Consider the following 19,366-nt stretch of genomic DNA (forward strand, 5'->3'; position numbering starts at 1 on the left):
CTGATGGGCGACAGCTGGGTCGGCGGCGACATCGGTGGACTGCACACGATGGCCACCACGTACAAGAACGCCAAGGGCCAACTCGACGACGTCGTACGGCCGGTGACCAGTGCCGTCGAGGCGCTCGTCGACGACGCCGGGTGGAAGGGCGACGCGGCGGAGGAGTTCCGCGCGAAGTGGAGCGAGGACGCGCTGACGGCTGGGGCCTTCGCCAGCCTCGTGTTCGAGGTCGGGGACACGCTCGGCACCCTCGCCGACGCGCTGTCCACCTGCGAGACGGCGCTGCAGAACGCGGAGCACGTCGCCACGGGCAAGGGCGTGTCCATGGGGGACAAGGGCGTGCCGCTGCCCATGGTCACGGCGGACCCGCCCGGTGCGGCGGACCAGAAGACGATCTCCGCGATGACCGAGTACGACACGGTCCGCAAGCAGGTCATGCACACCGCGCAGCACGCCCGGCTGGTCGCCGCGGACAAGCTGCGTGGGCTGTACGCCCAGGTCACCGCGCCGGTGTCGACGGGCGACAAGATCACCATCGCCGACGCGCTGCGCGGTCTGTACGCCTACGACGCGGAGGACGCGCGGGCCGGCGGCAAGAAGGCGCGTACCGAACTCGACGACGCGAAGGCCGCGGAGCAGACGGCGAAGAAGGATCTCCGCGCGGAACGCAAGGCGTACCAGAAAGCGGGCCGCTCGCTCCCCAAGGACCTCCCGGCCAAGGGCGCCTACCGTGACGCGGTCATGCAGGTCGACTCGCTGGAGGAGGCCATCGCCCGCGCGGACGTCGGCAGCAGCAAGCTTCCGTACGACCGGTTGCTGAACGTCAAACTGGCCGATGCGGCGGACGCGTTGAGGCTGGGCAAGGGTCTTGAGGCACTCCCCGAGTTCCTCAAGGAGGTGCCGGTCATCGATGTCGCCGCGGCTGCCGCGTGCGGGTTGGTGGAGGCGAAGGACGACCACGACAAGGGGTGGTCGTGGCAGAAGTCCGTGACGGTGGATGTCGGGGTGGCTGCGGGGGGTGTGGCTGCGGGGGCGCTCGCGGTGTTGGCGGCGCCGGTCGAAGGGGCGGTGGGGGTGGCGTTGGTGGGAGTCGGTGCGACGATCCTCGCGACGGACGTCCTCGACCACACCTTCCACGAGCACTGGAGCGAGGACATCCATGACCACGGGGTTGTGAGCGGTGTGGCACACGGCGTCGGGGATGTCGGCTACAAGACCGGGCAGGACGTCGGACGACTGGGTAAGGACATCTGGAATGGCGTCACGAGCATCTTCTGAGGCCCCCACTTACGGAACGCCCGCTGACATCCCAGCCCTGCCGAAGCTCGGCAGGACCTGGTACAAGCGCGGTGCCCTCTACTGGCTGTGCCGCGCCCGCACGACCACCTTCCTGATCATCCTGATGGTCGTCGTCAGCGTTTTCGCGCTTGAGCTCTACGGCGGCTTCACCAGCGAGTGGTCGCCGACCGTGCGCCTCGTGTGGAACTGGGCCACGGGGGTCGCTTCCTGCGGGGCCCTCGTCTGGGGCTGGGTGCAGCAGCGCCGGGAGCACCACAAGGCCCTCCTGGACCCGCCCACTCCCGCGCAGACCATCCAGGCCAAGCGCGACCACAACAGGCAGGCCCCCGGCAGGGCCTTCGCCAACCGTTGGATGGTGCTGCTCCTGGTGCCCGTCCTGCCCGCCGTAGCCGCCTACACCGTCGGCTGGCTCACCGCCTGGACCACAGTCCGCGAATACCCGAGCGAGGTCGGCGCCCGCCGCGCCCTAGAGAGTGCCCGCCAGCTTTCGGGCGATCAGAAACGCCTGCGCTGACGACTCCCCGAGTTCCTCTTCCGCCTCCCGTACGGTCCGTGACCGGAGCACGAACCCCGCCGCCTCCAGCAACTCGGCCATCAGCTCGGGCCGCCGGCGTTCGAAGTCGAGGGTCACCGGGTGGCCGAAAGGCTGGTCGAGGGTGAGGGGCCGGTCGCCGGCCTGGAAGGCGAGCAGCAGGTACCCGTCCGGTGCGAGGATCCGGTGGAACTCCGCGAAGAGGTGCGGGAGTTGATCCACAGGCGTGTGGATGGACGAGTACCAGGAGACGGCCGCCGCCAGCGTGCCGTCCGGGATGTCCAGGTCCAGCATCGAGCCCTGCCGGAAGCGCAGCCCCGGGTTCTCGCGGCGCGCGATCGCGAGCATCGGCTCGGACAGATCGAGGCCGAACACGTCCAGACCCTGCCCGGCGAGGAACGCCGTGGACCGCCCGGGCCCGCAGCCGAGATCGGCCACCTGCCCACCGTCCCCCGCGCCCCTGCTCACCAACTCGGCGAAGCCCGCCATCACCGTCCAGTCCCGCGGCTTGGCGCTGCGTTCCCCGGCGAAATGGTCGGCGTAGTCCTCGGCGATGGCGTCGTAGAAGGTCCGGGTACTGATCACGAACTCGGCCTCGGCGGAGCCGGACGGCGTCGATGTCATGCCCGGGAACCTACCGACCCCCACTGACAACCAGCCGCTCTTCCGCAGCCCGCCCGGCGACAACCGCCCCGGTTTCCGCCACCCACCGAACGCCAACCCGCCGCGATCTCCGCGCCCCGCCCGGCGACCCCCAACCGGACTCCCCGCACCCTCCCGGCGGCAACTGGCCAGGTTTGCCGACACTCTGCTCGGCGCCTCCCGGGCCGGGCTTTCCGTCACCCGCCCGACGACGACCGGCCAACGAGCCTCGCCCGACCGAAGCCACCCGCCCGGCGACAACGGGCCAGCTTTCCGCCACCTGTCCGACTAATACCGGCTAATACCGGCCGGGCTCCGCATACCCGCCCGGCGACGACGGTTCGCCCAATGATCCCCGCCCAGCCAACGGTCCCCGCCCGACGGCAACCCGCCAGCCCGACGAGCCCCACCCGGTGACGACAAGCCCGCCCAACCGCCGGAGGCAAAGGCAGGAGCCCCGGCACCTTGCGGCACGGGGCTCCTTGGGTAGTGCTATCTGTTCCGGATCAAAGCACCAGGCTCCGAGACCGAAGGACTGCGATCAGGTGACTCAGACGGGGGTGACGTTCTCCGCCTGCGGGCCCTTCGGACCCTGGGTCACGTCGAAGGAGACCGCTTGGTTCTCCTCAAGCGAGCGGAAGCCGCTCGCGTTGATCGCGGAGTAGTGAACGAAGACGTCGGGGCCTCCGCCTTCTTGGGCGATGAAGCCAAAGCCCTTTTCGGCGTTGAACCACTTCACGGTTCCGGTAGCCATAAGCCCTCCTTGGGCCCAAAGGGTTGCCCTGCTCCAGAACCCTGCAAGTGTGAAAACAAGTCCCGCACTACTGCATACGTCTGAAAACGACAAGAGCCCGCGGTTACATGCTCCGCAGGCTCTGTACTGCAAGGGAAACCAAACTGCAACTTGCGGCGAGCCTAGCACTCGGGCAGCCGAAAGCAATAGAGGCCAAGATCACATCACCCGGACGTTTGAAGATCGCCGGGGGCTTGACTGCGGGGCCGAAGTATGGAGCGTACCGCATGAGGTCTAGCCTCACGTCGTGGACAATTCTCGCACCCGGCCGCGCGTCGGCCACATCCAGTTCCTGAACTGCCTGCCCCTGTACTGGGGGCTCGCGAGAACAGGCACGCTTCTCGACTTCGAGCTGACCAAGGACACCCCGGAGAAGCTCAGCGAGCAGCTGGTGCAGGGCGACCTCGACATCGGGCCCATCACGCTCGTCGAGTTCCTCCGCAACGCGGACGACCTGGTCGCCTTCCCCGACATCGCCGTCGGCTGCGACGGCCCGGTGATGTCCTGCGTGATCGTCTCGCAGGTCCCGCTGGACCAGCTGGACGGCCGCCGGGTCGCCCTCGGCTCGACCTCGCGGACCTCCGTACGCCTCGCGCAGCTCCTCCTCGCCGAGCGCTACGGCGTCCAGCCCGACTACTACACCTGCCCGCCCGACCTGAGCCTGATGATGCAGGAGGCCGACGCCGCCGTACTCATCGGTGACGCCGCCCTGCGCGCCAACCTGCTCGACGGGCCCCGCTTCGGCCTGGAGGTGCACGACCTCGGCTCGCTCTGGAAGGAGTGGACCGGGCTGCCGTTCGTCTTCGCCGTGTGGGCCGCCCGCCGCGACTACCTGGAGCGCGAACCGGTCATCACCCGCAAGGTCCACGAGGCCTTCCTCGACTCCCGCAACCTCTCCCTCGAAGAGGTCGGCAAGGTCGCCGAACAGGCCGCCCGCTGGGAGGACTTCGACGAGACCGTCCTGGAGCGGTACTTCACGACGCTGGACTTCCGCTTCGGTGCGCCCCAACTCGCCGCCGTCGCCGAGTTCGCCCGCCGCGTCGGACCTACGACCGGTTTCCCGGCCGACGTGAACGTGGAACTGCTCCAGCCGTAATAGCCGTATAGAAGGCAGAGGCCGTAGAACGCGGATCTGCTCCAGCCGTCATCGCCGGTGGGGTGTGGCGCACTACCCTGCTGGAAGTCGTACGGGGGAGGGGTGGACGGCATGCAGCCGCTCGGAGACGACGAACCCACGGTCGTGGGGCCCTACCGGCTGCTCGGCCGGCTGGGGTCCGGCGGGATGGGCCGGGTCTATCTCGGGCGCAGCGCGGGCGGTCGTACGGTCGCGGTCAAGATCGTGCATCCGCACTTCGCGCTCGACGAGGAGTTCCGCGCCCGCTTCCGCCGCGAGGTCGACGCCGCGCGCCGGGTGGGCGGTGCGTGGACAGCTCCTGTGCTGGACGCCGACCCGGGGGCCGCGGTGCCGTGGGTCGCTACGGCGTACGCTGCCGGGCCCTCCCTCTCCGCCGCCGTCGCGGACGGCGGGCCGCTGCCCACGGCCACCGTACGGGCGCTCGGCGCGGGGCTGGCCGAAGCGCTCACGGCGGTACACGAGTTGGGGCTCGTGCACCGGGACGTGAAGCCGTCCAACGTGCTCCTCACCCTCGACGGGCCGCTCCTCATCGACTTCGGTATCGCCCGCGCCACGGACGGCACCGCCTCCCTCACCTCCACCGGCGTCTCCGTCGGCTCCCCCGGCTACATGGCTCCCGAGCAGATCCTCGGGAAGGGGGCGGCGGGGGCGTCCGACGTCTTCTCGCTGGGGGCCGTGCTGGTGTACGCGGCCACGGGTGCGTCTCCCTTTCCCGGTGACTCCTCCGCCTCGCTCCTCTACAAGGTCGTCCACGAGGAGCCCGAACTGGGGGAGATGGACGGTGAGTTGAGGGAGCTGGCAAGTGCCTGTCTGGCCAAGGACCCCGCCTCGCGGCCCACGCCGGTGGAGGTGGCGCGATGGCTCGCTCCGGACGGGGCGGCCCGGCTGGTGGCCGGAGGGTGGCTGCCGGGGGCGCTGGTGGAACAGGTCAGCCGAAGTGCCGTACAGCTGCTGAATCTTGAGGTGGCGGGGGTTGCGGAAGGGGTGCCCTCGGGGCCGGTCGGGTTCAGCAGCCCCTCTGTGGGGGCGGAGGGCGGGGCCTTCGGGCCGGCGCCGGTGATGCCCAAGTCACCTGCCGGGTCAACCGGGTTCGTACCCGAACCCCGTGACGCGCCGCCCCCGTACGACACCGTGCCGCCGGCCTCCGGTCGTCACCCGGGGAAGGTGTCCGTGTCCGTCGCCGCCACGGCGGCTCCCGGCGCCAACGGGCGTGGCCGCAGGGTCGGTTGCGCGGTGGTGCTCTCCGTCGCCGCGGCGCTGGCGGTGGTGACGCTGGTGCCGGTGTGGTTGTACTGGCTGCAGCCGGACGACAAGGGCAAGGATTCCTCGGCGGGCGCGATCCCGACCTCCTCCGCCACGGCGACCAGCGCGCCGAGTGCCGGCGAAGGCACCCCGCTCAAGTCCATCCCCGACAACTACCTCGGCACCTGGCAGGGCGAGGGCACCGCCCTCGGCGGCACGCTCCCCGACGGGACCTTCCGGATCGTGATCGCCAAGGTGGGCGTGGGGCAGCGGCTGGGCATCCTCCGCCAGACCGACCAGCTCGGCGGCGTCTGCGACGACATACTGACCCTGAAGCAGGTGACGAAGACCCGGCTCGTCGCCTCGGCCGCGGGCGCGACGTCGAACCGTGACGTCTGCAACCAGGCCGCCCACACGGTGACCCTCACGCCCGTCGGCGACGACCTCAAGTACCTGTCGGACAGTTCCGCCGAGGGCTCCCCGACCGCGCGGTTGTCCAAGGTCAAGTAGCCGGCCGGTGGACTACGACCAGCTGCTGGTCGCCCTCGCGGGGGTGTGGGGCGCGGGTGCGGGGGCGGTGGTGGCGCGGGTCGGCCGGCGCGGTGCCGGTACCGCTCTCCTTGTCGTGCTGGTGTGTGTCGCCCTCGCCGCCGCCACCGGTACGCGACCCGAACTGGCGGTCTGGCTGCTGCTCGCGCCCGTCGCGGTCGCGGTGCCCAGGGCGGCGCTTCCCCTCGCGGGTGCCGCCCTCGTCCTGCTCGGTGTCGTCACCCTCGTGCCCGAGCACGCCGGGCACTGGACGACCGCGCTGCTCGGCGCCCTCGCGCTCGGCGGCGGGTACTTCGCGCTGAGCCGCATCGACTCCGGCGGTGGTGGTCTGTGGCTCGGCGAGGTGAGGCTCGCGGTCGGGGCGGGGGTCGTGCTCGGGTGGTACGGGTGGCCGACGGTGATGGTCGGCGCGTTCGCGGGGTTCCTGCTGAGGGCGGTCTACGGGGTGTTCGCGGCCTGGAGACGGCGGGACGGCCGGGGGATCGTCGTCCCCTTTGGGCCGTTTCTGCTCGCCGGTGCTTTCCTCGGACTGCTGGTCGGCGCGTACACGGCCTGAGGTCGGGGCGGGAAAACCGCTGGCGTAGGCTGGCGAGGTCCGTCAGCAACCGTTGCCCGTCCGCAACCCTTGACGAAAGGGACCTCCCGGTGACCGAGAAGGCCGAGCTTCAGTCCGTCCTCGACCGTGCCGCCGAGGGCGGGCGCATCACCCCCGAAGAGGCGCTCGACCTCTACCGCGACGCCCCGCTGCACGCGCTCGGCGCCGCCGCCGACGCCGTACGCAAGCGTCGGTACGCGGGTACGGAACACATCGCGACGTACATCATCGAGCGGAACATCAACTACACGAACGTGTGCGTCACGGCGTGCAAGTTCTGCGCGTTCTACGCCGCGCCCAAGGACACCGCGAAGGGCTGGACGCGGGACCTGGACGACATCCTGCGCCGGTGCGCGGAGACCGTCGAACTCGGCGGTACGCAGATCATGTTCCAGGGCGGACACCACCCGGACTTCGGCGTCGAGTACTACGAGAAGCACTTCGCCGCGATCAAGGGCGCGTACCCCCAGCTGGTCATCCACTCCCTCGGCGCGTCCGAGGTCGAGCACATGGCCCGGATCTCGAAGGTCTCCGTCGAAGAGGCCATCACCCGCATCCACGCGGCCGGCCTCGACTCCTTCGCGGGCGCCGGTGCGGAGCTGCTTCCCGCCCGCCCCCGCAAGGCCATCGCGCCCCTCAAGGAGTCCGGCGAGCGCTGGCTGGAGATCATGGAGGCGGCGCACAACCTGGGCGTCGAGTCCACGTCGACGATGCTCATGGGCACCGGCGAGACCAACGCCGAGCGCATCGAGCACCTGCGGATGATCCGCGACGTACAGGACCGCACGGGCGGCTTCCGGGCCTTCATCCCGTACACCTACCAGCCCGAGAACAACCACCTGAAGGGCCGCACGCAGGCCACGCTCTTCGAGTACCTGCGCATGATCGCCATCGCCCGCCTCTTCATGGACAACATCGCCCACATCCAGGGCAGTTGGCTGACGACGGGCAAGGAGGTCGGCCAACTCTCCCTGCACTACGGCGCGGACGACCTCGGCTCGATCATGCTGGAGGAGAACGTCGTCTCCAGCGCCGGAGCCAAGCACCGCTCCAACCGCATGGAGATCATCGACCTCATCCGCAAGGCGGGCCGCGTCCCCGCCCAGCGGGCCACGACGTACGAGCACATCGTCGTCCACGACGACCCGGCGAACGACCCGGTCGACGAGCGCGTGATGTCCCACATCTCGTCCACGGCGATCGAAGGCGGCACGGCTCACCCGGAGTTGAAGCTGCTGTCCGCCAACTAGGGCTGCTGTGCTGACGATTCACACGGCGGACGAGGGCGGGGCCGTCGCCGTCGAGGGTGCCCGGGTCGCGGGTGTGGGGACGCTGGCGGAGATCCTGGACCGCTTTCCCGGCGCCCGGGTGCGGAGTTGGCCCGGTGTCCTGGGACCCGCCCGCATCCACGAGGGCCCGCTCCCGGACGCCCCGAGCCCACGGGAGCGGATCCACGCCGTACTGAAGGCGGGCGCGACCGCTGTCCTGGCGGAACACGTCGACTCGCCCGAACTCCGGGCGGCGGCGCAGCGGAACGATGTCGTGATCCTCACCGCCCCGCGCCCTACGGCTCTTGTCGACCTGGGCCGTGCCGACCTCGCCGTATTCGACGAGGCCGGCACCTGCATCGCAACGGTGTGTGCGGGTCGGCTAGTTCACAGACGCCGTTAAGGGCAGTTTCCCCAGGGGCGCGGGGCTGTGACATTTGCGGCTCCGCCGCACGGACGCGACCAGCCACAAAAGACCGTGAGTCGGCGAACAACCAGTCACCCGGCAAACGCTTCCCCGAACGCCCCCGCAGACTGCGTCACCCCGCTGCAGTCCGTAGCCGCGTCGTCGTCCGAACTCCCGCTCTCACACGGCTGATCCCGGAACGTCGACCACATCGACACCCACGCGATCTTCTTCGACTCGGCGAACGTCCGTACCTGCGCCGCGTCCGAGAGCGAGAACGTCTCCCCGGAGACATCGTTCACGCCGATCATCGACGTGAGCGCCATCCCCTGCCAGGCCCCCGCGTCCGACAACCCGAACACCTTCTTCAGCTGGGTGTGCGTGGCCGTAGCAGAGGTGATCGCGTAGTCGCCCATGTCCGCGGTGTACGACTCGCCGTAGTTCATCGTCATGATGTTGACCGTGGAGACCTCGACCGCGTTGTCGTTGGCGGACTCCAGCAGCGCCAGGCTGTCGGAGTCGAGGCCGGACGGCATCACGGGCAGGGTGAAGGAGACCTTGAGGTCGGTGCGCTCCTTCTGGAGCAGGGCTATTGCCTTGGAGCGCAGGGCGACCGACGTCGAGTCGGTGAGGGTGTCGCCCTCGATGTCGAAGTCGGCCTGGGACGAACCCGCCGCGTCCAGCGCCTCGCCGTACGCCTTCGCGAGCGCCGTCGCGCTGGTGCAGGTCTCCGCCAGCTCCTTGCCGGACGCCCCGCCGAAGGAGACCCGGGCCGTGGCCCCGGAGGTCTTGAGCGCCGAGATCCTGGACTTCACGGCCGAGTCGCCGATCGCGGTCGTACCGTTCCACTCCGGAGTGCAGGTGCTGCCCTTGGCGATGGCGAAGGACAGGTTGTACGTCGACGGGGACCCCTTGCTGTCCATGTCCGCGGCCGTCGTGGCGCTGACGTACGGGGCGTAGGACGTGGTCGACGACGCGTCCGACGAGGCGGACGACGAAGGCGTCGACGACGGTGTGGACGTAGTGCTGTCCGTCCCTCCGGAGGACGAGTCCGACGAGTCACCGGAGCTGGAGGAGCATCCGGTGACCGCGAGGGCAAACAAGCAGGTGAGCCCGGCCGCCGGTTTCAGGAAACTCCTCATATGAGCATGCACCCTTTCCGTCTCGGGACGGTGATTTCTGTCTCAGGATGGAAACAGAGTCGGATTCCGAAGGCTAAATGAAGCACATGGGGCTGTGTCTCACGAAGACAGAAAAAACATAGGAAACCCACGGGTATCGTTGCGCGAAACGGTCAATCCGGGCGGCGAAGCGGAAGATTGGGGACACTACTGACACCGGCCGCTCATAAGGCTTTTCCTGGTTTCTCTATGGGAAGGCACAGGTTGCGGAATTTTTCTGGGCGGGCTCACAAGAGAATCAGAGTTTTGGTCACATAAAGGCGGCCTAATGTCTGGGGAATGCAATCCGAGTCCGCCATCGAAAACCGCGCCTCTGCGCGGGGTCGCCGCCGCAAAGCCGGCAACGGGTCCGCTGAAGGTCCCGTGTTCGTTGACAACTCCGGCCGCCGGTCAAAGGTGCTGCGCCGGATCGGCCTCCTCATGGGCACCGTCTGCCTCGGGTACGCGTTCGTACTCGGCATGGCGTTCATGGGCTGGGGCATCTCGATCAACCCCTCCTCGCTGCTGCCCTTCGGCGGCGGCCAGGCCGGTTCCGCTCCCGGCGGCGGCTACGGCCCCAACGGCGGCAGAGGCGGCGTAGCGCCCTCCGGTGTTCCGACCGGCGCTCCGACCGACATCCCCTCGGGCGCCCCCACGGGTGCGGCCCCGTCGTCCTCAGCCACCGCACACTGACCGGAGCGCCCCCGCAGCCATGACTACGACGACTCCCTCGCGCGGGCGCCGACGCGCCCCCACCCGGATGGAACGCGCGGCCGGCAAGGCCGCCGCGCTCCAGCGACCCCGGGTGATTCTCGCCCTGCTGCTTCTCCTCGGCCTCACCTGCGTGATGCTGCTCGACGGCTACCTGCGCGCGGAAGTCGGCGGCGACGAACGCGTCCGGGACGGCGCGAGCGCCAGCAAGGTCCCCGACAAGGTACTCAACGGCGGCCCGATCCTGACCTTCCGCAACGGCAAGCCGGTCACCCAGACCATCCCGAAGAAGACCATCGTCCTCACCTTCGACGACGGCCCGAACCCCACCTACACGCCCACGGTCCTGAAGATCCTCAAGAAGTACGACGTGCCGGGCACGTTCTTCCTGGTGGGCTCGATGGTCTCGCGCTACCCGGACATCGTGAAGCAGATGGTCGCGCAGGGCGAAGAGGTGGGCATCCACACGTTCACCCACGTCGACCTCTCCTACCAGAGCGACGCCCGCATCAAGCGCGAGATGGAGCAGACCCAGCTCGCGCTCGCGGGCGCGGCCGGCATCACCACCACGCTCTTCCGCGCGCCGTACTCCTCGGAGACGGACGCGATCGACAACTACAGCTACCCCGTCTACAAGAAGCTCGGCGCGTCCGGCTACACCAGCGTCTTCGTCGACACCGACAGCGACGACTGGAAGCAGCCCGGCGTCGCGAAGATCATCAAGTGGGCGACGCCGTCCGGGACTTCGGGTTCCTCGGTGCTGTTCCACGACGCCGGTGGTGTGCGGTCGCAGACCATGAAGGCGCTGCCCACGTACATCGAGAAGATGAAGGCGAAGGGCTACACGTTCACCACGGTGAGCGGCGCCATCGCCAAGAACAACTCCGCCACCCGGCCCGTCACGAGCACGGGCGCGGCCGCCGGGACGAGCACCGGCAACGTCGAGGCCGGCGCCAAGCCGTCCGCGGCACCTTCCGCCGCAGCGTCCGCCGCGCCTGGTGGCACCGGTGCGGCAGGCGGGAACGGCCAGACCCCGGTCGACTCGGCCGTCGGCGGCACCGGAACTGGCAACAACCGCAACGGCAACGGGCGGACCTCGGTCCTCCAGGGCGCCCACCGCGAGGCCACCGGCATGACCCTCTACGAGGGCAAGGCGTTGATCTACGCCGTCACCGTCGCGGAGTGGGTGGTGCCGGGACTCGCGGCGGGCCTTACCGTCGTCGGCGTCGCCGTCATGAGCCGCTTCGGGATGATGCTGATCCTCGCCCGGCGCCACTACAGACAGCGCAACAAACGCCGGTTCAGCTGGGGACCGACCGTCACCCGCCCGGTGACGGTGATCGTCCCGGCGTACAACGAGAAGGAGTGCATCGCCAACACCCTTGAGTCGCTGGCGAAGAGCACCCACCCGATCGAGGTCATCGTCGTCGACGACGGCTCTTCGGACGGCACCTCCGAGATCGCCCGCGAGGCGGCCCGCTCCTTCGGCATGACGAACGTCCGGGTCATCCGCCAGGAGAACGCGGGCAAGCCCGCCGCCCTCAACAACGGGGTGCGCAGCGCGAGTTACGACATCGTCGTGATGATGGACGGCGACACCGTCTTCGAGCCCGACACCGTACGGCACCTCGTGCAGCCCTTCGCCGACCCCGAGGTCGGCGCGGTCGCGGGCAACGCCAAGGTCGGCAACCGCAACACGATCATCGGCGCCTGGCAGCACATCGAGTACGTGATGGGCTTCAACCTCGACCGTCGCATGTACGACCTGCTGCGCTGCATGCCCACCATCCCGGGCGCGATCGGCGCGTTCCGCCGCGAGGCGGTCCTCCAGGTCGGCGGCATGAGCGAGGACACGCTCGCCGAGGACACGGACATCACCATCGCCATGCACCGCGAGGGCTGGCGGGTCGTCTACCAGGAGCACGCCAAGGCCTGGACCGAGGCCCCGGCCTCCCTCAAGCAGCTCTGGTCGCAGCGCTACCGCTGGTCCTACGGCACCATGCAGGCGCTGTGGAAGCACCGCAAGTCCCTTACGGACAAGGGTCCTTCGGGCCGCTTCGGCCGGGTCGGCATGCCCCTGGTGGTCATCTTCCAGATCATCACGCCGGTCTTCGCCCCGCTGATCGACGTCTTCACCGTCTACTCGATGATCTTCGTCGACTTCTGGGCGTCCCTCGCGATGTGGTTCGCGGTCCTCGGCATCCAACTCCTGTGCGCGGCCTACGCGTTCAGGCTGGACAAGGAGAAGTACCGCTATCTGCTGATGATGCCGCTGCAACAACTGGCCTACCGCCAGATGATGTACCTCGTCCTCATCCACTCCAGCATCACCGCCCTGACCGGCGGCCGGCTGCGCTGGCAGAAACTCAAGCGCACCGGCGAGGTCGGCACACCGGCGGGGGCGAGCCGATGACCTGGGAACAGCAGCAGGGCTACGGCGGGTACGGCCAGCCCCAGCAACCTCAGTACCCCCAACAGCCTTACGGCTACGACGCGTACGGCCAGCCGCAGCAGCCGTACCCGTATCAACAGCAGCAACAGCCTCCGCAGTACGTCGACTACGGGCAGCCGGTGTACACCACGGCGCCTCTTCCCGTCGTAGAAACGGAGTTGGAGCCGGACCCGGAGCCCGAGCCGGTTGCCGAGAAGGTGGTCGAGGAGGCCGCGCCCGTGCCCAAGCCGGCGGGCCGGGACCGGTACTTCGACACGCTGCGGGCCGTCGCGCTGGTCCGGGTCGTGACCTACCACACCTTCGGGTGGGCCTGGTGCGGGATGGTGTTCCCCTCGATGGGGATCATGTTCGGGCTGGCCGGGACGCTGATGGCGAAGTCGCTGGAGCGGCCGGCGTTCAAGGTGGTCAAGAGCCGGATGCGGAGGCTGCTGCCGCCGTTCTGGTTCTGGGGCTTCTTCGTGCTCGTGGCGATGATGATCCACGACTGGATGCCGGGCTGGCAGATCGTGTTCTGGATCGTGCCCGTCGGGGATCCGCCGGGCAACGCCTGGGGCACGCAGGCCTGGGAGATCCTCTGGTACCTGCGGACGTATCTGTGGTTCGTGATGCTCTCGCCGGTGCTGCTGTGGATCTTCCGCAAGGCGCCGATTCCGGTGCTGCTGTTGACCCTTGTGCCGATCGTGATCCTGAAGTTCGTGTGGGCGGGGCCGGACAACCGCTTCGGCAACGCGCTCTGGGACCTGTCGACGTACCTCTTCTGCTGGATCCTCGGCTTCGCCCACCGCGACGGTGTGCTCCAGAAGCTGAAGCCCTTCCTGGTGGTGACCCTGTCGGTCGCCGCGCTCGTCTTCGGTGGCTGGTACGCCTTCACGCACCAGGCCGAGGCCGGGACGTACGACCTGGACGAGAACCCGCTCGCCCAGACGTACTGGTCGGCCGGCTACGTCATGCTGCTGATGTGGGCCAAGGCCTACTTCAACATCGACTTCGCCTGGCTGACCCGGTTCAAGAAGCTCGACCGGATCGTCACGATCTTCAACTCGCGGGCCGTGACCATCTATCTCTGGCACGAGATCGCGCTGGTGCTCGCGGTGCCGCTGACCGACCAGTTCTGGAAGGTGCCCGCCTTCGAGAAGTGGCTGCCGCTGGGGAGCCAGTGGTTCATGTTCGGCATCGGCTGGATTCTCATCGCCGTCTTCATCGTGCTGTGCGGCTGGGTGGAGGACGTGGCGGCGAAGAAGAAACCGAGACTGCTGCCGTCGTGAGATTCCCTTTCACGTCGTGAGCTTCTCTTTCAGTGGTCAGCTTCTCTTTCAAAGGGGGTCGTACGGGCCGGGCGCCTTCGGGATGCCCGGCCCGTACTGCCACAATGGGCCCGTGACCCGCGCATCCCTGGACAAGCAGCCGCACGAAGTCGCCTCGATGTTCGACGACGTGGCGGAACGGTACGACCTCACCAACGACGTGCTGTCGCTCGGCCAGGACCGCCGATGGCGCAAGGAGGTCACGAAGGCGGTCGACGCCCGCCCCGCGCAGAAGATCCTGGACCTCGCCGCCGGTACGGCGACCTCGTCCCTCCCCTTCGCCCGCAGCGGCGCCTATGTCGTGCCCTGCGACTTCTCCCTCGGCATGCTCCAGGTCGGCAAGAAGCGCCACCCCTGGCTGCCGCTCACGGCCGGCGACGCGACGAAGCTGCCGTTCAAGGACGACACGTTCGACGCCGTGACCATCTCCTTCGGGCTGCGCAACGTGCAGGACACGGACACCGCGCTGCGCGAGCTGTACCGGGTGACCAAGCCCGGCGGCCGGGTGGTGATCTGCGAGTTCTCGCACCCGACCTGGGCGCCCTTCCGCACGGTCTACACCGAGTACCTGATGCGCGCGCTGCCGCCGGTCGCCCGGACCGTCTCCTCGAACCCGGACGCGTACGTCTACCTCGCCGAGTCCATCCGCGCCTGGCCCGACCAGCCCGCACTGGCCGAACGGCTGCGCAAGGCCGGCTGGTCGAAGGTCGCCTATCGCAACCTGAGCGGCGGGATCGTGGCCCTGCACCGGGGCTTCAAGCAGGCCTGAGTGCGGCTTCGGGGGCGGGTGCCCGAACTCCTCTGCTCGACCCCTCTCACCTGATCACCGTCTCGAAGAACGCGTCGCCCGGCGGCTCGTCCAGCTCGCGCTGCATCCCGCCGCTCGGCGGCCGGGGGGTGCGTGGCTCGCGCATACCGCCCCCGCCGTCCCCCTCACCGAAGTCGAACCAGACGTAGATCACGGAGTCCCGCGGCACCTCGGCGTCGGGCTGCGGGTACTGCCGTACGACGTAGTCGACGACGGCGAGATGGAAGTCGGGCCGGTCCGGCGAGTTGATGAACAGCCCGCGCGACTGGGCCGTCTCGCGCGCGTCCACGGCCATCAGGCCGACGAGCCGTGGCACGCGCACTTCAGGTGTTTTGGGCGTTATACGCACAGATGTCACCCCCAGCGGTACCGGAAGGGTAACCCCGGTCCGGTCCCGACCGGAAGCGTCAAGTGTCGTTCTGTAGCGGATGGTTACTCTAGGTTACAGTTCGAGTCGGTAGCAGTGGCCCTCCTCCTCGCGCGAGGGCGTGGTGAAGACCTCGGCGAGGTGCATGCCCAGCCGCTGGGTCACCGCGATGGACCGGGTGTTGCGGGCCAGGACCATCGCCACCACGCTCGGCACCCCGGCCGCCCGCACCCGCTCCAGGGTCGTCGCCGCGGCCGCCGTGGCATATCCCTGGCCCCAGAACTCCCGCCCCAGGCGCCAGCCGATCTCGATCTCACCCTTCGGTCCCCAGTCCTGCGGCCACGGCTGGGCGCCGGTGAAGCCGATCACCCGGTCCTCGGCGTCGAGCATCGTCCACAGGCAGAAACCGCGCTCCGCGTCGTGCCGGCGCTGGCGGGCGGTGAGCTCCTCGTAGACGGACAGCTCCGCGGCTTTCCCGCCGTGGAACTCCATGACGTCCGGGTGGGCGAAGGCCCGGTGCCAGGCCACGGCGTCCTCGTCGGTCGGGACACGCAGCCGTACTGCGGGGAGAGCTCGGTTCACGGGGCAGCCCTTCAGCCTGGTGATCAGTGGCGCTGAATAGACTGCCCATGTCCAGTGCCGGTCGGCACGCAGATTCCGAACTTGGGGAGATCCCGCCGTGACCGAGCCCCTCTCCGAAAACACCGCCGATGTGATCGTCGTCGGCGCGGGGCCAGCCGGCTCCGCCACCGCCTACCACCTCGCCAAGTCCGGACTCGACGTACTCCTGCTGGAGAAGACCGAGTTCCCGCGCGAGAAGGTGTGCGGCGACGGACTCACCCCGCGCGCCACCAAGCAGCTCGTGGCCATGGGCATCGACATCTCCGAGGAGGCCGGCTGGCTGCGCAACAAGGGCCTGCGCATCATCGGCGGCGGCGTCCGCCTCCAGCTGGACTGGCCGGAACTCGCCTCCTTCCCGGACTACGGCCTCGTCCGCAAGCGCGACGACTTCGACGAACAGCTCGCCCACAACGCCCAGAAGGCCGGCGCCCGCCTCTACGAGCGCTGCAACGTCGGCGCCCCGATCGTCGACGAGCGCACCGGCCGGATCACCGGGGTGAACGCCAAGCTCGGCGAGGAGAAACGCGAAGTCACCTTCCACGCGCCCCTGGTGGTCGCCGCCGACGGCAACTCCACCCGCCTCTCCCTCGCGATGGGCCTGCACCGCCGCGAGGACCGCCCGATGGGCGTGGCGGTGCGGACCTACTTCACCTCGCCCCGCCACGAGGACGACTACCTGGAGTCCTGGCTGGAACTGTGGGACCGCCGCGGCGCCGAGGACCGCCTCCTGCCCGGCTACGGCTGGATCTTCGGCATGGGCGACGGCACCTCGAACGTCGGCCTCGGTGTCCTCAACACCTCCGACTCCTTCAAGGAGTTGGACTGGCGCGAGGTCCTGAAGGCCTGGTGCGCGTCCATGCCCGAGGACTGGGGCTACACCCCCGAGAACATGACCGGCCCGATCCGCGGCGCCGCCCTCCCGATGGCCTTCAACCGTCAACCCCACTACACGAAGGGGTTGTTGCTGGTCGGCGACGCCGGCGGCCTGGTGAACCCCTTCAACGGCGAGGGCATCGCCTACGCCATGGAGTCCGGCCAGATCGCCGCCGACGTCATCGTCCAGGCCCACGCCCGCCCGACCCCCGCGAGCCGTGAACTCGCCCTGCAGCGCTACCCGCAGGTCCTCAAGGACACCTACGGCGGCTACTACACGCTGGGCCGCGCCTTCGTGAAGCTCATCGGCAACCCGAAGGTCATGAAGATCGCGGCCCAGCGCGGCCTGACGCACCCCCTGCTGATGAAGTTCACCCTGAAGATGCTGGCCAACCTCACCGACCCCACGGGCGGCGACGCGATGGACCGCATCATCAACGGGCTGAGCAAGGTGGCGCCGAAGGCGTAGAGCCAGCCGTAGAGCCGACTTCGGCTTTGGGTGCGATCAGCCGCTGAGCGCGGCTGTCTTGGCGGCCCGGCGGGCGAACACCTCGTCGCGCCGGTCCGCCACCTGTCGCAGCGCCTCCTTGCGGTCCCGCTTGGAGAGCCGGTCCAGATACACCTGGCCGTTGACGTGGTCGGTCTCGTGGGCGAGGCAGCGCGCGAAGTACCCCGTGCCCTCGATCACCAGCGGCTCGCCGTCCTTGTCGAGCCCGCGCACCACGGCCCGGTCCGGACGCGGTACGTCCATCACGGCACCCGGCACCGACAGGCAGCCCTCGCCCTCGTCGAGCAGTCGGCGCCCGGCCGGGGCGAGCGGGTCGAGGACGGGATTGACGATGTGTCCGACATGCCGGACACCGTCGTCGTCGGGGCAGTCGTACACGAACAGGCGCAGATCGACGCCCACTTGGTTGGCCGCGAGGCCGGCCCCCTCGGCGACGTACATGGTGAGGAACATGTCGTCGATGAGCGCGGCGAGGTCGGGACCGAACTCGGTCACGTCCCGGCTCGGCCGGTGCAGGACCTCTTCACCGACCCCGGTGACGCGTCGCACGGACCCGCGTCCGGCCTCGGGTGCGGGCCGGGGGTAGGAGTCGACGGGGCTGCCCTGGACGAAGACACGTGGCATGGCTTGCTCTCCTCATGTTTGGCGTCCGGCCATCTGGTAAGCCGAACCCGAGAACCTTGAGAAGAGAGCCTTTCAGGAGAGCCGCGAACTCCGGTAGTGGGAACGCCCCGTGGGTCCGGGGCGACCGGAGGGTACGCCGAGGGGACCGCTGCCCCCGAGCGGCAGCGGCCCCATGCTCACGGCGTCGTGCGCGGGTTTCAGAGCACCCGCACCGCGCCGGTCGGCATGTCGTACGACAGCGGCCTCTCCACGATGCCGGTGGAGGGGTTCTGCGCGCCGACGAACATGCCGTCGCCCACGTACACCGCCACGTGGTAGGCGCTGCCCGCGCTGCCCCAGTACAGGATGTCGCCGGCCTGGAGGTTGCTCAGGGACACCTGAGTTCCCGCGGTCGACTGGTCCTGGGAGACACGTGGCAGGCTGATGCCCACCTGCTTGAAGGCGGCTCCGACGAGTCCGGAGCAGTCGTACGCGCTGGGGCCGGTGGCGCCCAGGACGTAGGACTTGCCGATCTGCGCCTTCACGAAGGCCACGATGGTCGCGGCCGAACCGGTCGCCGTCGACGAGCTGGTGCTCGTGGAGGCGCTCGTGGTCGCCGTAGAGGCCAGGGTGGTCCTCTCGGAGCTGCGCGAGGCTGCCTGTGCCGCAGCGGCCTTGCGAGCGGCCTCCTGGGCCTTCTTCTTGGCCTCCGCCTTCTTCTTCGCGTCCGCGAGGTCCGCCTTCGCCTGCTTCGCGGCGTTTGCGGCGGCCGTGTCGCGCTCGGCCTGCAGCTGGTAGTTCGCTGCGGCCTGCTGCGTGGCCTCGGCGGACTGCGCGACCTGGGTGGCCAGGTCGGCCGTCAGGGTGGGCAGTTGCATGGTCTGTGTCGTCTCGGCGGCGTTGGCCGTGGCTGCACCCGCCGCCGCCATGCTGAGAACGCCACCGGCAACTCCGGCCCGCACGGCGATGTTCGTCGTCGCGCTGCGGCGGGGTTTCCGGTGGCTGCGTATGTGAGCGGTGTGGGACATGAGACCAACCGGTATCAGGGGCTCCTCCATACCTTCAAGAAACGTGTGCTGCGCCACAATTGTTCAACGGGCCCCATCAACCCCGGGTGTGTCGTTCCTTATTGACGCCGTAACGGACATTGCGGACCTGGGTGATCAGGCATGTGATCACGGCCTTTCGTCGGTACGCCCGAATTGCCCGCTGCCTACCACCTGTTGGGACAGGTGGCCAAGCCCCGTTCTCATGCGCCTCTCATGAGTGTGGCGGAGGTCACGGAACGGTTACCGGAATGCGTGCGTCCTGCGTGGGTACCGCGAGCGGGTGACTTCGTGAACGTGTGCACGCGTCCACACCGTGCCGCACGCCTCCCCCTGATGTGTGAACGGGTCTCCACTATCAAGCCGTCCCGTCCAACTCCAATTTGCATGCAAGGGAAGCCTCTTGATATTGAGATGCCGCCCTCGGCCTGCGGTGACGAGCGGAAATGTCA

The 19,366-nt window shown here is 68.9% G+C and carries 19 protein-coding genes; 12 read left to right on the plus strand and 7 right to left on the minus strand.

The window, feature by feature from the left end:
• Positions 1 to 3: 3 nt before the first annotated feature.
• Both OG496_RS32990 and OG496_RS32995 read left to right on the plus strand, forming a co-directional pair.
• Positions 4 to 1,278, plus strand: a complete 1,275-nt coding sequence (locus OG496_RS32990) for a WXG100 family type VII secretion target (protein ID WP_405973516.1) — start codon at positions 4 to 6, stop codon at positions 1,276 to 1,278.
• Positions 1,256 to 1,813 carry a hypothetical protein gene (locus OG496_RS32995; protein ID WP_405973517.1) on the plus strand — a complete coding sequence of 186 codons (558 nt, stop codon included), beginning with the start codon at positions 1,256 to 1,258 and terminating at the stop codon, positions 1,811 to 1,813. The genes OG496_RS32990 and OG496_RS32995 overlap by 23 nt, the downstream gene beginning before the upstream one ends.
• On the opposite strand, the gene OG496_RS33000 is transcribed toward OG496_RS32995, so the two are convergent.
• The gene (locus OG496_RS33000) at positions 1,766 to 2,455 is read right to left on the minus strand and encodes a class I SAM-dependent methyltransferase (protein WP_405973518.1); all 690 of its coding nucleotides are present in this window, start codon (positions 2,453 to 2,455) and stop codon (positions 1,766 to 1,768) included. The genes OG496_RS32995 and OG496_RS33000 overlap by 48 nt on opposite strands.
• A 568-nt stretch (positions 2,456 to 3,023) precedes the next feature.
• Positions 3,024 to 3,227 (minus strand): cold-shock protein, encoded by a 204-nt coding sequence (locus OG496_RS33005; RefSeq protein WP_003998944.1) that lies wholly within the window; start codon positions 3,225 to 3,227, stop codon positions 3,024 to 3,026.
• 286 nt (positions 3,228 to 3,513) lie between these two features.
• On the opposite strand from OG496_RS33005, the gene OG496_RS33010 reads away from it, so the two are divergent.
• The 5 genes from OG496_RS33010 to OG496_RS33030 all read left to right on the plus strand — a co-directional run bounded on the left by OG496_RS33010 (position 3,514) and on the right by OG496_RS33030 (position 8,458).
• Positions 3,514 to 4,362, plus strand: a complete 849-nt coding sequence (locus OG496_RS33010) for a menaquinone biosynthetic enzyme MqnA/MqnD family protein (protein WP_405973519.1) — start codon at positions 3,514 to 3,516, stop codon at positions 4,360 to 4,362.
• Positions 4,363 to 4,473: 111 nt separating this feature from the next.
• Positions 4,474 to 6,153, plus strand: a complete 1,680-nt coding sequence (locus OG496_RS33015; RefSeq protein WP_405973520.1) for a serine/threonine-protein kinase — start codon at positions 4,474 to 4,476, stop codon at positions 6,151 to 6,153.
• A gap of 7 nt (positions 6,154 to 6,160) precedes the next feature.
• Positions 6,161 to 6,748, plus strand: a complete 588-nt coding sequence (locus OG496_RS33020) for a hypothetical protein (protein ID WP_405973521.1) — start codon at positions 6,161 to 6,163, stop codon at positions 6,746 to 6,748.
• 89 nt (positions 6,749 to 6,837) lie between these two features.
• The gene (gene mqnC / locus OG496_RS33025; protein WP_393044103.1) at positions 6,838 to 8,037 is read left to right on the plus strand and encodes a cyclic dehypoxanthinyl futalosine synthase; all 1,200 of its coding nucleotides are present in this window, start codon (positions 6,838 to 6,840) and stop codon (positions 8,035 to 8,037) included.
• 7 nt (positions 8,038 to 8,044) lie between these two features.
• Entirely contained in the window at positions 8,045 to 8,458 is a 414-nt protein-coding gene (locus tag OG496_RS33030) for an imidazolonepropionase-like domain-containing protein (protein ID WP_405973522.1), read from the plus strand.
• 95 nt (positions 8,459 to 8,553) lie between these two features.
• On the opposite strand, the gene OG496_RS33035 is transcribed toward OG496_RS33030, so the two are convergent.
• Complete coding sequence (locus tag OG496_RS33035) at positions 8,554 to 9,603, minus strand: chitinase (RefSeq protein WP_405973523.1); 1,050 nt, start codon at positions 9,601 to 9,603, stop codon at positions 8,554 to 8,556.
• A 402-nt stretch (positions 9,604 to 10,005) separates the two neighbouring features.
• Here OG496_RS33035 and OG496_RS33040 point away from each other — a divergent pair, with 402 nt between their 5' ends.
• The 4 genes from OG496_RS33040 to OG496_RS33055 all read left to right on the plus strand — a co-directional run bounded on the left by OG496_RS33040 (position 10,006) and on the right by OG496_RS33055 (position 14,857).
• Positions 10,006 to 10,314 carry a hypothetical protein gene (locus OG496_RS33040; RefSeq protein WP_405973524.1) on the plus strand — a complete coding sequence of 103 codons (309 nt, stop codon included), beginning with the start codon at positions 10,006 to 10,008 and terminating at the stop codon, positions 10,312 to 10,314.
• A 19-nt stretch (positions 10,315 to 10,333) separates the two neighbouring features.
• Entirely contained in the window at positions 10,334 to 12,745 is a 2,412-nt protein-coding gene (locus tag OG496_RS33045) for a bifunctional polysaccharide deacetylase/glycosyltransferase family 2 protein (protein WP_405973525.1), read from the plus strand.
• A complete protein-coding gene (locus OG496_RS33050) occupies positions 12,742 to 14,049 on the plus strand; it encodes an acyltransferase (protein ID WP_405973526.1) in 1,308 nt (435 codons plus the stop codon). Before OG496_RS33045 ends, OG496_RS33050 begins: the two co-directional genes overlap by 4 nt.
• Positions 14,050 to 14,161: 112 nt before the next feature.
• A complete protein-coding gene (locus OG496_RS33055) occupies positions 14,162 to 14,857 on the plus strand; it encodes a demethylmenaquinone methyltransferase (RefSeq protein WP_363099606.1) in 696 nt (231 codons plus the stop codon).
• Between the two features lie 46 nt (positions 14,858 to 14,903).
• Here OG496_RS33055 and OG496_RS33060 read toward each other — a convergent pair whose 3' ends face one another.
• Both OG496_RS33060 and OG496_RS33065 read right to left on the minus strand, forming a co-directional pair.
• Entirely contained in the window at positions 14,904 to 15,218 is a 315-nt protein-coding gene (locus tag OG496_RS33060; protein WP_405973527.1) for a PASTA domain-containing protein, read from the minus strand.
• Positions 15,219 to 15,338: 120 nt separating this feature from the next.
• Entirely contained in the window at positions 15,339 to 15,845 is a 507-nt protein-coding gene (locus OG496_RS33065; RefSeq protein ID WP_366497396.1) for a GNAT family N-acetyltransferase, read from the minus strand.
• Between the two features lie 97 nt (positions 15,846 to 15,942).
• Here OG496_RS33065 and OG496_RS33070 point away from each other — a divergent pair, with 97 nt between their 5' ends.
• Entirely contained in the window at positions 15,943 to 17,226 is a 1,284-nt protein-coding gene (locus OG496_RS33070) for a geranylgeranyl reductase family protein (protein ID WP_019061216.1), read from the plus strand.
• A gap of 36 nt (positions 17,227 to 17,262) precedes the next feature.
• Here the strand turns inward: OG496_RS33070 and def are convergent, their stop codons facing one another.
• Together def and OG496_RS33080 are read right to left on the minus strand one after the other, a co-directional pair.
• Positions 17,263 to 17,889 carry a peptide deformylase gene (def, locus tag OG496_RS33075; RefSeq protein WP_405973528.1) on the minus strand — a complete coding sequence of 209 codons (627 nt, stop codon included), beginning with the start codon at positions 17,887 to 17,889 and terminating at the stop codon, positions 17,263 to 17,265.
• A gap of 197 nt (positions 17,890 to 18,086) precedes the next feature.
• A complete protein-coding gene (locus tag OG496_RS33080; protein WP_366497394.1) occupies positions 18,087 to 18,896 on the minus strand; it encodes a C40 family peptidase in 810 nt (269 codons plus the stop codon).
• Positions 18,897 to 19,366: the final 470 nt, after the last annotated feature.

This window comes from Streptomyces sp. NBC_00988 (assembly GCF_045162645.1).
Lineage (GTDB): Bacteria > Actinomycetota > Actinomycetes > Streptomycetales > Streptomycetaceae > Streptomyces.

What these genes read in the sequence shown, in the direction of transcription:
- OG496_RS32990 (WP_405973516.1), top strand. Translation starts at nt 4, where the DNA reads ATGGGCGACAGCTGGGTCGGCGGCGACATCGGTGGACTGCACACGATG.
- OG496_RS32995 (WP_405973517.1), top strand. Translation starts at nt 1,256, where the DNA reads ATGGCGTCACGAGCATCTTCTGAGGCCCCCACTTACGGAACGCCCGCT.
- OG496_RS33000 (WP_405973518.1), bottom strand. Translation starts at nt 2,455, where the DNA reads ATGACATCGACGCCGTCCGGCTCCGCCGAGGCCGAGTTCGTGATCAGT.
- OG496_RS33005 (WP_003998944.1), bottom strand. Translation starts at nt 3,227, where the DNA reads ATGGCTACCGGAACCGTGAAGTGGTTCAACGCCGAAAAGGGCTTTGGC.
- OG496_RS33015 (WP_405973520.1), top strand. Translation starts at nt 4,474, where the DNA reads ATGCAGCCGCTCGGAGACGACGAACCCACGGTCGTGGGGCCCTACCGG.
- OG496_RS33035 (WP_405973523.1), bottom strand. Translation starts at nt 9,603, where the DNA reads ATGAGGAGTTTCCTGAAACCGGCGGCCGGGCTCACCTGCTTGTTTGCC.
- OG496_RS33045 (WP_405973525.1), top strand. Translation starts at nt 10,334, where the DNA reads ATGACTACGACGACTCCCTCGCGCGGGCGCCGACGCGCCCCCACCCGG.
- OG496_RS33050 (WP_405973526.1), top strand. Translation starts at nt 12,742, where the DNA reads ATGACCTGGGAACAGCAGCAGGGCTACGGCGGGTACGGCCAGCCCCAG.
- def (WP_405973528.1), bottom strand. Translation starts at nt 17,889, where the DNA reads ATGCCACGTGTCTTCGTCCAGGGCAGCCCCGTCGACTCCTACCCCCGG.
- OG496_RS33080 (WP_366497394.1), bottom strand. Translation starts at nt 18,896, where the DNA reads ATGTCCCACACCGCTCACATACGCAGCCACCGGAAACCCCGCCGCAGC.